The 12,271-nt window shown below is 44.1% G+C and carries 4 protein-coding genes; 3 read left to right on the top strand and 1 reads right to left on the bottom strand.

The features are described 5' to 3' along the window. Window positions 1-46: 46 nt before the first annotated feature. Window positions 47-5,191 (top strand): two-partner secretion domain-containing protein, encoded by a 5,145-nt coding sequence (locus V7K56_RS26310; protein WP_334915149.1) that lies wholly within the window; start codon window positions 47-49, stop codon window positions 5,189-5,191. 53 nt (window positions 5,192-5,244) lie between these two features. Continuing rightward, on the top strand, window positions 5,245-7,833 hold the full coding sequence (locus V7K56_RS26305) for a CHAT domain-containing protein (protein WP_334915147.1): 2,589 nt from the start codon (window positions 5,245-5,247) through the stop codon (window positions 7,831-7,833). Between the two features lie 67 nt (window positions 7,834-7,900). Here V7K56_RS26305 and V7K56_RS26300 read toward each other — a convergent pair whose 3' ends face one another. Next, entirely contained in the window at window positions 7,901-8,155 is a 255-nt protein-coding gene (locus V7K56_RS26300) for a hypothetical protein (protein WP_334915145.1), read from the bottom strand. Between the two features lie 140 nt (window positions 8,156-8,295). Here V7K56_RS26300 and V7K56_RS26295 point away from each other — a divergent pair, with 140 nt between their 5' ends. Beyond that, a complete protein-coding gene (locus tag V7K56_RS26295) occupies window positions 8,296-12,228 on the top strand; it encodes a two-partner secretion domain-containing protein (protein WP_334915143.1) in 3,933 nt (1,310 codons plus the stop codon). The last annotated feature ends 43 nt before the right edge of the window (window positions 12,229-12,271 follow it).

The raw sequence follows: 12,271 nt of genomic DNA, 5'->3' as shown, positions 1-12,271 counted from the left end.
GCATGAAACAAAAAAAGACACACCTCTCTCAAAGCAAGTTAGTAAAATGACCCAATGCAGACCGCGTTGGCGCTGGAAATTCGCACTGATAAGTTGGTTGGTGATGGGTAGTGCGATTGGCGAAGCTGTATTGCAGACATTTGCTTTCTCTTTTAATTGCGCTTTTGCCCAAATTACCCCCGATAGCACTTTACCCAATAATTCTCGTGTTACAACACAAAACAATATCAGTACCATTGAAGGGGGAACCCAAGCTGGAAGAAACTTGTTCCACAGTTTTGGGGAGTTTTCTGTCCCCACTGGCGGCACTGCTTTCTTTAATAATGCTGCGGATATTCAAAATATCATCAGTCGGGTAACGGGTGGGTCAGCTTCTAATATTGATGGGTTAATTCGCGTTAATGGAACAGCTAACCTGTTTCTAATTAATCCTAATGGGATTATTTTTGGTCAGAATGCTCAATTAAATATTGGTGGTTCTTTTATTGGGACAACAGCTAATGCACTGCAATTTGACAATCAAGGTTTTTTCAGTGCTTCTAACCCGAATTCTCCACCGTTGCTGACAGTCAATCCTTCAGCTTTTTTGTTCAATCAAATTACATCTCAGCCAGTTCGTTCTATTGAGAATCGAGGATTTCTCTCAGTTGGTGATAGTCAAAGCCTGTTACTAATAGGGGGCAAAATCTCCCCAACTCTAACTGCGACTGGAGCAATATTAAATGAAGGCTCTCTATTTGCTCCCAGTGGACGAGTTGAAATTGGAGGATTAACCGCAGCAGGAACGGTTGGGTTAAATGTAGAGGGCAATAGTCTAAGCTTAAGTTTTCCTGATGGCGTAACATTAGCTGATGTTGCCCTCACAAATCCAGCTTTTATTAATGTATCTGGGGACGGTGGTAGTATTGCCATCAACGCCCGGAATTTAGATATTTTGGGAGGTTCTCTGCTTGCTGGAATCGATTCAGACCGAGGATCAGTGAATACTCAAGCAGGAGATATTACACTCAATGCCACAGGAACCATGACAGTTGCTAGTAGTAGCGAAAACTTTTTTAGTCAGATTTTTAACGTTTTAGATGAGAATGCAGTAGGCAAAGGCGGCGACATCAAAATCAAAGCTGAGTCACTCTCCTTTGATAATACTAGAATGAGTACCTTTACTAATGGTTTGGGAAATGCAGGTACTATTTCTATACAGGTTGACGACTCGGTAGCGATCGCTAATAGCTCATTCACCACTAGTGTATTGGAAAATGCAGTAGGTAAAGGCGGCGACATCAACATTAAAGCTGGATCGCTCTCCCTCAATAACACTACACTGGGTAGTTTAACTGCCGGAAAGGGGAATGCTGGCGGTATGTCCATACAAGTTAATGATGCAATTTCCCTCACCAATAGCTCGTTGACCACCAGTGTATTGGAGCAAGCAGTAGGTAATGGCGGTAACATCGAAATCAAAGCTAGATCACTCTTTTTGAATGATAAAGCTTCTATTGATACCTTTTCTGTCGGACAGGGAAATGGTGGTAACGTATTGATTCAGACCGATGATTCGGTTGCACTTTTTGATAGTAGCGTTAATAGCGTAATTTTGAGCGACTTTCCCGCTGTAGTAGAGCAAGCAGTGCGAAAAAGCGGTGATATCAATATCCAAACTGGGTCACTTTCCTTAGACAATGAAGCACAACTGGATACTAGTACTGATGGACGAGGAGACGGCGGTAAGGTCTCTGTGCAAGCCAGAGACTCTGTGTTTCTAACTAATAGCTTGATCAATAGCGATGTGAGAAAGGAAGCTGTAGGTAATGGAGGAGACATAAATATCCAAGCCACGTCATTGTTTTTGACAGACAATGCTTCATTAAATGCTGACATTTCGGGACGGGGAAATGCTGGCAGTATTTTTATCAAAACGAGTGACTTGGTTAGTGGTGAAAGTAGCTTTATTTCTAGCAGTATGACACAGCCAGCCATTGGCAATGGAGGTGATATAAATATTCAAGCCACATCCTTATTATGGACAAATGACCTTGATTTAGACAGCGCTGGACTCAGTACTAGTTCTGTTGGCAGAGGAAATGCTGGTAGTATCTCTGTGCAAACGAATGACTCAGTTTTACTATTTAATAGCTCGATTAGTAGCGACTTGCTACCAACAGCAGTGGGAAAAGGGGGCAATATTGAAATTAAAGCCAACTCGCTATCTTTGTATGACTCTGGATTGAGTACTGCCACAGATGGAGAAGGAGATGCTGGCAACGTATTAATTCAAGCAAATGACTCAATTTCGCTTGTAAACAGTAACATTGCTAGTGATAGTGACGGCGAAATCTTCAACAATAATATAGGAGAATTAGCAGGCAAGGCAGGAGATATTAATATTCTCACTGGCTCGCTTTCCTTAAGTGATGAATCTAGCCTAAGTAGCAGTACTTATGGTCAGGGAGATGCAGGTAACGTATTTATCCGTGCCAATGATTCTGTTTCCTTTGCTAGTGGTAGTAATATCTTGAGTGCTACTACTAGCTTAAATTCTCCAGGTATCGGAGAAACGGAAGCAGAAGGTAAAGGAGGTAATATCAGTATTATTGCTGATTTTCTTGCTTTAGATGATGGCCTTTTTGCTGCTGCCACCAGTGGAAAAGGAAATGCTGGAGATATATCTTTGCAAATTAATGACTTTTTGACTCTCGCAAACAATAGCCAGATTACCAGCTCCGTAGCACCAGGATCTACAGGAGATGGGGGAAATATTAATATTCAAACGCGATCGCTCCGATTGCGAGATGGGTCGCAAATCCGGGCAAATGTTGAGAATTCACGTAACAATCTTCCCACTGGAAGCGGACAGGGAGGAACTATTCAAATTAATGCTTCTGAGTTGGTTGATATCTTTGGAGTCAGTTCAGATAAACACGTCAGCGGCTTGTCTACCGGAACTGCGGGTATAGGCAAGGCAGGTTCCTTAACAATAAACACTCCCGTTTTATTCCTCTCTGATGGGGCACAGGTTACTACTGGTACTCTTGGCGCTGGTGAAGGAGGAAGTTTGAATGTTAACGCCTCTGAATCTGTGCTGATGTATGGCATCTCCTCTGATAGTAATTCCACCACTGGCTTGTCTAGTAGAACTACGGGGACAGGAAAAGCAGGTTCTTTAACAATTAACACTCCTGTACTACTCCTCGCTGATGGAGCGCAGATTGACGCTAGTACTGTTGGTATAGGTGAGGGGGGAAGTTTGAATATCAATGCCTCACAATGGGTGCAACTGTATGGCACTTCTTCAGCCAATGGTCAAGCTAATAGTGGCTTATTTACTAGAACCGAAGGTGCAGGCAAAGCAGGTTCTTTAACAATTACCACTCCTGAATTGTCTATCTATGATGGCGCACAGGTTGATGCCGGTACTTTAGGTTCAGGTGAAGGAGGGAATTTAAATATCAATGCCTCAGAATCGGTACTGGTGTTTGGAGAATCAGCTAATGGTAGGGCTGTCAGCACCTTGACTACTCAAGCTGGAAAGACAGCCACGGGAAAGGCAGGTTCCTTAACCATAAACACTCCCAATTTGTTTGTCTTTGATGGAGGACAGATTGATGCTAGTACCGAAGGTGCAGGCGAGGGGGGAAGTTTGAATATTAATGCCTCAGAGTCGGTGAAAGTAATTGGCACCTCAATCAATGATAGGTCTCCCAGCGGCTTATTCACTGAAACTAAAGGTACAGGACAGGCGGGTTCTTTGACGATTAATACTCCTGAGTTACTTGTCTCTAATGGAGGATTAATCTCAGCTGCTACCCGAAGTTTAGGTGAGGGAGGTAGTTTAAATATTGATGCTTCCAAATCAGTTTTAGTGATTGGAGAATCAGCTAGTGGTCGGGCTGTCAGCATTTTGTCTACTCAAGCTAACCACACAGCAACAGGCAAGGCAGGGACATTAACGATAAATACTCCTGAATTACTAGTCTTAAATGGGGGACAGGTCGATGCTAGTACCTTTGGCGCTGGTGAGGGAGGAAGTTTGAATATCAATGCCTCACAATCGGTGCAAGTAAGTGGCATCTCAGCCAATAGTCAGTCTGCTAGTGTCTTGACTACCAGAACTGAAGGTACAGGAAAGGCAGGTTCTTTGACAATTAACTCTCCGGAGTTATTTGTCCTTAATGGAGGACACGTTGATGCTAGTACCTTGGGTTCAGCTGAGGGGGGAAGTTTAAATATTAATGCCTCTAAAAGAGTACAAGTAATTGGTACTTCAGCTGATGGTCAGGCTGTTAGTGTCTTGTCTGCTCAAACTCAAGGAACAGGAAAGGCAGGAGATCTGAAAATCAATACACAGCAATTACTGATATCTGACGGTGCAGAAGCTACTGTCAGCAGCTTTGCAGGAGGAGTAGCAGGCAACCTCGACATCACTGCTAAATCTGTGGAACTCAACAATGGAACGATTAGCGCACAAACTTTCTCTGGTAATGGTGGCAATCTAGGGTTGAGTGTTGCAGACTTACTGCTGATGCGTCAAAACAGTGAAATTTCTACCACTGCGGGTACTCGACAACAGGGCGGAAATGGCGGAAATATTGAAGTTAATATCCCCAACGGCTTCATTGTTGCCGCCTCTGCGGAAAATAGCGACATTAGCGCTAATGCTTTCACAGGTAGAGGTGGCAGAGTTGACATTACAGCTAAGGGTCTTTTTGGTATCCGGCCCCGCTCTAACCCAACTTCTTTGAGTGACATCACTGCCACCTCTCAGTTTGGTGTAAACGGCACTGTAGAAATTAACACACCTGATGTAGACCCCAACAGTGGCTTAGTCAACTTGCCAACCGTACCAGTTGATACCCGAGTAGCACAGGGCTGTACCGCAGGTAGCGCTGTAGTTAAGAGCAGTTTTACAATTACTGGACGCGGCGGCTTACCACCTAATCCAGGTGAAGCCCTCAGCGCTGACGCAGTGCAGGTAGATTTGGTGAGTCTCAAGCCAGAAGGAGGTAAACCTTCTACTCCAGCAGTTTCCACAAATCTCATTAACCCAACACCAGATCGCATAGTAGAAGCTACTGGTTGGGTAATTGCTGCTAATGGCGATGTAATTCTTACTAGTGCACCCACCGTCACGCCTCATCCTTCCTGGCAGAGGACAGCCGATTGTCGTGCGTTGAATCAACACTATGGAGGTTGAGCAACTTACACTGTCTATTTTTAGTAAAAACGCGGTGCAGTGGGGGCAAAAACATGGCAATAAAAAAAATTAGATTACGGAAAATCAAAGGCTTTTTAAGTATACTGCTGCTTTTGACTATGTTCTTAGGCGCGGGATTGTTGCCCCCGACTTTCGCACATGTAACTGCGGAAAACTCCATTGTTCAAAAGTTGTCCTATGCCCAAAGTTTGCTGGAACAGGGCAGTAAATTTTATGAAGCTGAACGGTTTGCTGAAGCTGCTACTTCTTGGCAACAGTCTATCTCTGCATTCAAAGCTAATGAAGATGAACTGAGGCAAGCGATCGCACTAGGTAATCTCTCATTAGCTTATCAACAAATGGGACAGTGGTCAGAGGCAGAAACTGCGATCGCTCAAAGTCTCAACTTATTACAAACTGCTCATCAAAAAAATATAGATACTAAAGAGCAAATTATAGCCCAAATCTTAGATATCAAAGGTCGCCTGCAATTGGCTCAAGGCAAAGCTGAAGATGCCCTGAATACTTGGCGAGTATCACTTGACATTTATACCAAAATCGGCAACAAGAGGGCGGTTATTCAAAATCGGATTAACCAAGCACAAGCTTTGCAAGCTTTAGGGTTTTATCGTCAAGCCGAGAAGACCTTAAGAGAAAGTACCCAAATTCTCCAAAGTCAACCCAACTCACCTGTTAAAGTTGCAGCCCTGCATAGTCTCGGCAATGTCGTGCAAGTTACAGGTGATTTAGAAACATCTCGGCGGATATTGCAGCAAAGTTTAGAAATAGCTTCATCGTTGCCAGATAAAGAAGCGATCGCTGATATTCTCCTCAGTCTGGGTAACACAGCCCGTGTTCAGCAAGACACGCAAACAGCGATAAAATATTATCAACAAACTATCAAAACTGCAACCTCACCCACTACACGCATCCAAGCTCAAGCCAATCAACTAAGACTACTGCTGCAAACTGAGCAATTATCAGCTTTCCAAGCATTATCCTCGCAAATTAAAACTCAGCTTCACGACTTACCCCTTAGTCGGGCAACAATTTCTGCCCGGATTAACTTTGCCCAAAGTCTAATGCAATTCCGAAAAAAAACCGCCGCAGACTCTCCCTCATGGTTGGACATTGCCCAATTACTGGCAACTGCTATTGAGCAAGCAAAAAGTTTGCAAGATAGACGCACAGAATCTTATGCTATTGGTGTTTTAGGGCGAGTGTACGAAGCAACTCAACAGTGGTCTGATGCCCAAAAGCTTACCCAACAAGCCTTGCTCATTGCTCAAGCTATCGATGCTAAAGACATTGGCTATCAATGGCAATGGCAACTAGGACGTTTGCTTAAAGTTAAGGGAGATATCAAAGGAGCAGTAGCAGCTTACACAGAAGCAGTTAATGACCTCCAAGCCCTCCGTAGTGATTTAGTTGCTGTCAATTCTGCGGTGAAATTTTCCTTTCGAGAGGTAGTTGAACCAGTTTATCGAGAGTTAGTTGATTTACTTTTGCAATCTCAGAGTAACTCTGAAGTTAGCTCAGAAAATCTCGCAAAAGCTAGCAATACAATCGAATTACTCCAAATAGCAGAACTAGAAAACTTCTTTCGCAACAACTGTTTGAATGCTCAAATCCGTAATCCAAAAAAAGATCCAACAGCAGCAATTATTTATCCATTTATTTTGCCAGACCGACTAGAGGTGATCGTTGAGTTGCCTCAACAACGTTGGTTGCACTACACTACCCCTGTAGTTGAAAAAGAAGTGGAAACTACTTTAGCGCAACTACAGGAAAATCTACCCAAACCACAGACGCTGCGACAGGTTCAATCTTTATCTCAGAAGGTTTACAAATGGGTGATTCAACCTGCTGAAGCTGCCTTGGCTGAAAGTAAAATTCCTACCTTGGTGTTTGTGCTAGATGGTTGGTTGCGGAATATTCCGATGGCAGTTCTCTATGATGGCAAACAGTATTTAGTTGAGAAGTATAACATTGCACTCACCCCCAGTCTGCAACTGATTGAACTCAAACCATTGGAGAAAGGATTAAAAGCAATAGCCGCAGGATTGACTGAAGCAAGTTCGGGATTTTCTGCACTACCCAACGTCAAACGCGAATTAGAAGAAATCCGCTCTCAAGTCCCTAGCACCATCCTTCTGAATCAAGAATTTACCAGCAAAACTTTGCAAAACCGGATTAATTCTTTATCTTTCCCTATTGTTCATCTTGCAACTCATGGTCAGTTTAGCTCTAAGGCTGAGGAGACATTTATTGTCGCTTGGGATGAGCGTATTTATGTCAAAAAGTTAAATGAGTTAGTGCGAACGCTAGAGCAAAATAGACCCGAAGCAATTGAATTACTCATTCTTAGTGCTTGTCAAACAGCTGCCGGGGACAAACAAGCTGCACTGGGAATTGCTGGTGTCGCTTTTCAGGCAGGAGCACGCAGCACCATCGCTTCTTTGTGGAACTTGGATGATGAGTCTACTGCTTTGTTGATGAGTAAATTTTACCAAGAGTTAGCCAACAAAAACCTGACTAAAGCTGAAGTACTCCGTCGCGCCCAGCTCGCTCTTTTGCAAAATTCCAGATACAAACGTCCCTTGTTTTGGGCCCCTTATGTTCTGCTAGGCAACTGGCTTTGAACCACTCTCACCACTTTAAGTGGTAAGATTCAAGCTAGAAATTGGAGTTAACTTTTTGTTTATTTACTTACGCAGATGCGATCGCATCAACTGACAATGCGATCGCATCGACAAATAATGCCATTGTATCGACTAACAATGCCATTGTATCGACTAACAATTCGATTGTATCGGCTGACAATGCGATTGTATCGGCTGACAATGTGATTGCATCGACTAACAATTCGATTGTACTGGGTGACAATGCCATTGTTTCGACTAACAATGCGATCGCATCGATTGATGAATTATGTTGTATAAATTTATGTAAAGAAATTAGCAAGTTTTGCGTAAAACTAATGCGATCGCAACTGAGAATTATCCAGAGATGACTTCAACCACTGTAAACCCACATTAATTAATGGTGTGACATAACCAAAAGTTTAGCGATCGCTGTTTGCTTAGAGGGGTACAATGTCCAAAATGAGTATTCGTTGGGGCTGGTTTTTAGGAATTGCAATATCTGGTTCAAGCATTTGGAGTACAAATTGTGCTTTTGCCCAAATTATCCCAGATGGGACTTTACCTAATAACTCTAATGTTACAAAGAATGGGAACATCTTCAATATCACTGGAGGAACTCAAGCAGGAAGCAACTTGTTCCACAGTTTTCAGGAGTTTTCTGTTTTAAATGGCAGCACTGCTTTCTTTAATAATGCTGCGGATATTCAAAATATTATTAGTCGGGTAACGGGTGGGTCACGTTCTGATATTGATGGGATAATCCGCACTAATCCTACGGCTAACCTGTTTCTAATTAATCCCAATGGAATTGTATTTGGTCAGAATGCTCAATTAAATGTTGGTGGTTCCTTTGTGGCGACTAGTGCGAATGCACTGCAATTTGGAAATATCGGATTTTTTAGCGCTACTGAGAAAAATATCCCTTCACCGTTGTTGACTATTAATCCTTCAGCATTGTTGTTTAATCAGATTAATCAAAACGCAGCGATTCAAAATAACTCAATTGCATTTGCCGGAACAAATCCAGCAGGCTTTGATGCATTTGGTTTACGAGTACCAGATGGAAAAAGTTTACTGCTGGTAGGTGGAAATGTCAGCATGGATGGGGGAGAATTAAATGCTTATGGTGGACGAGTTGAATTAGGAGGATTAGGCGAACCTGGTAGTGTAGCGCTGGGTGTAGATGATGATAATCTAAGTTTGAAATTTCCTGAGAATGTTGCGAAAACTTCGGTATCCCTTACTAATCAAGCTGCGATATATGTAGAAGGCGCTGGTGACGGTAATATTGCAGTGAATGCTAGGAATCTAAATATTTTAGAAGGAAGTATTTTAAGCGGTGGTATTGGGCAAGGTTTGGGGACACCTGAAACTGTTGCAGGAGATATAACGCTGAATGCTACCGGGGAAATCAAAGTTGTTGGCACTGGGAGTAGTGTTCGCAATGAAGTGCGTTTGGGGTCAAAAGGTAATGGGGGTAATATTACTATCGATTCTGGTTCTTTCTCATTACAAGATCGCGCTCGACTTTCTGCCTTAACATTTGGACAAGGGAATGCGGGTAATGTAACAGTGCGGGCACGTGATGCTGTTTCTCTTGCAGATAATGCTGGCATCTTGGAAGCCGGAGGTGTAGGTAAAGGTGGCAATATCGACATCAATGCTGCAACACTATCACTAATTGATGGCGCTAGCCTGCAAACCCTTACTGGTGGTGCATCTGATAACCAGCCAGCAGGACGGAGGGATGCGGGGAACATCAATGTTAATGTTACTGGCACTGTTGACATTGCTGGGAAGAATAAAAACGGTTTTATCAGTGAGATTGTCAGCTTGGTAGAAGCGGGGACAGTTGGCAATGGGGGTAACATTACTATCGATTCTGGTTCTTTCTCGTTACAAGATGGCGCTCAACTTGTAGCCTCAACATTTGGACAAGGGAATGCGGGGAATGTGACAGTGCGAGCACGAGATGCTGTTTCTCTTGCAGGTGGACAAACTACCATCTTCAGCACGGTGGAATCTGGGGGTGTAGGTAAGGGAGGCAATATCGACATTAATACTGCAACCCTCTCGCTAAAAGATGGCGCTCAACTGGTAACCAGTACTCGTGGCGCATCTGCTACCCAGCCAGCAGGACGGGGGAATGCGGGGAATGTCAATGTTAAAGTTACTGGCGCTGTTGATATTGCTGGGGCAAAAAAGAATTTTCCCAGTACGATTTTTAGCCGGACGGAAACGGGGACAGTTGGCAATGGGGGTAACATTACTATCGATTCTGGTTCTTTCACATTACGAGATGGTGCTCAATTACAAACTTCAACATTTGGACAAGGAAACGCGGGAAATGTAACATTGCGCGCACTTGATGCTGTTTCTCTTGCAGATGCTTACATCTTCAGCACAGTGGCAGCCGGAGGTGTAGGTAAAGGAGGCAATATCGACATCAATGCTGCAACACTATCATTAATTGATAGCGCTCAACTCTTAACCCTAACTAGTAAAGCATCTACAACAGCGCCAGCAGGACGGGGGGATGCGGGGAATGTCAATGTGAATGTTACTGGCGCTGTTGACATTGCTGGGGTGAAAAAAGATATTGCCAGTGGGATTTACAGCAGTGTGGAAACAGGGACAGAAAGTAATGGGAGTAATATTACTATCGATTCTGGTTCTTTCTCGTTACAAGATGGCGCTCAACTTTCTGCCTCAACCGGTGGACAAGGGAATGCAGGGAATGTAACAGTACGGGCACGTGATGCTGTTTCTCTTGCAGATAATGCTGGCATCTTCAGCACAGTGGAAGCCGGAGGTGTAGGTAAAGGTGGCAATATCGACATCAATGCTGCAACACTATCACTAATTGATGGCGCTACCCTGCAAACCCTTATCCGTGGTGCATTTGATAACCAGCCAGCAGGACGGGGGGATGCGGGGAATGTCAATGTTAAAGTTACTGGCGTTGTTGACATTGCTGGGAATAAAAGTGGGATTGGCAGCTTGGTGCAAGCGGGGACAGTTGGCAATGGAGGTAACATTACTATCGATTCTGGTTCTTTCTCGTTACGCGATCGCGCTCAACTTGAAGCCTCAACCCGTGGACAAGGAAATGCGGGGAATGTAACAGTGCGGGCACGAGATGCTGTTTCCCTTGCAGATATTGCTTACATCTTCAGCACGGTGTCAGCAGGGGGTGTTGGGAAAGGTGGCAATATTGACATCAATGCTGCAACATTATCACTAATTGATGGCGCTCAACTGCAAACCCTTACCCGTGGTGCATTTGATACCCAGCCAGCAGGACGGGGAGATGCGGGGAATGTCAATGTTAATGTTACTGGCGCTGTTAACATTGCTGGGGAGAAAAACGATCTTTTCAGTGCGATTGGCAGCTTGGTGCAAACGGGGACACAAGGTAATGGGGGTAACATTACTATCGATTCTGGTTCATTCTCATTACAAAATGGCGCTCAACTTGCTGCCTCAACTTCGGGACTTGGGAATGCAGGCACAATTAAAGTCAATGCTGCTGATTTTTTCACCATTTCTGGCAACAGTTCTAACTTTAACAGTGGCTTGTTCGTTGACTCCCAAAGTCCGACGGGTACTGCTGGAGATATTCTCGTCACCTCACCTAGAGTTACCCTAGACAACAGTGGCACACTCAACGCCCAATCTGCATCGGGTAACGGTGGCGACATCAAGTTAGAAACTGATTTACTCCTTCTGCGTCGTGGCGCTTCCATTTCCACCTCCGCAGGCACAGACCAAGCTGGTGGTAATGGTGGCAACATCACCATCAATACCCCATCGGGCTTCATTGTTGCTGTCCCAAGCGAAAATAGCGACATCACTGCTAATGCTTACACAGGCAGTGGTGGCAGAGTAGATATTCGAGCCATTGGTATCTATGGCATTCAACCCCGCCCTAACCCAACTTCTCTTTCGGACATCACCGCTAGTTCTGAGTTTGGTGTAAGTGGCACTGTAGAACTTAACACGCCAGATGTAAACCCCAACAGTGGCTTAATCAACTTACCATCTGTACCAGTTGATACCCAAGTAGCACAGACTTGTCAAGCTGGTGGAAATTTAGCTAAAAGCAGTTTTACAATCACTGGACGCGGCGGCTTGCCACCTAATCCAGGTGAACCTCTTAACGCTGATGCAGTGAAAGTAGATTTGGTGAGTCTCAATCCAAAAGGCGATCGCGGCGATCGCTCCTTCGTTCCCAGCAAAATAACTACTCCTGCACCAGAACCGATCATAGAAGCTACTAGTTTGGCGCTAAACGAAAAAGGGGAAGTCGTACTGACAGCAAATCTTCCCAGCACTACGCCTCATACTCCTTGGTTGAGGCCTGCATCTTGCAGAGCAATTCGTAATTCGTAATGGGCTACGTCCTGCTACGCTAACGTAATTCGTAATTTAAGAT

Source organism: Nostoc sp., assembly GCF_036917535.1.
Taxonomy (GTDB): domain Bacteria; phylum Cyanobacteriota; class Cyanobacteriia; order Cyanobacteriales; family Nostocaceae; genus Nostoc.
This window is presented reverse-complemented; position numbering and strand designations above follow the sequence as displayed.

Bases quoted from the DNA above. Each gene is read 5' to 3' on its own strand.
- V7K56_RS26295 (WP_334915143.1), top strand. From the start codon at position 8,296: ATGAGTATTCGTTGGGGCTGGTTTTTAGGAATTGCAATATCTGGTTCA.
- V7K56_RS26310 (WP_334915149.1), top strand. From the start codon at position 47: ATGACCCAATGCAGACCGCGTTGGCGCTGGAAATTCGCACTGATAAGT.
- V7K56_RS26305 (WP_334915147.1), top strand. From the start codon at position 5,245: ATGGCAATAAAAAAAATTAGATTACGGAAAATCAAAGGCTTTTTAAGT.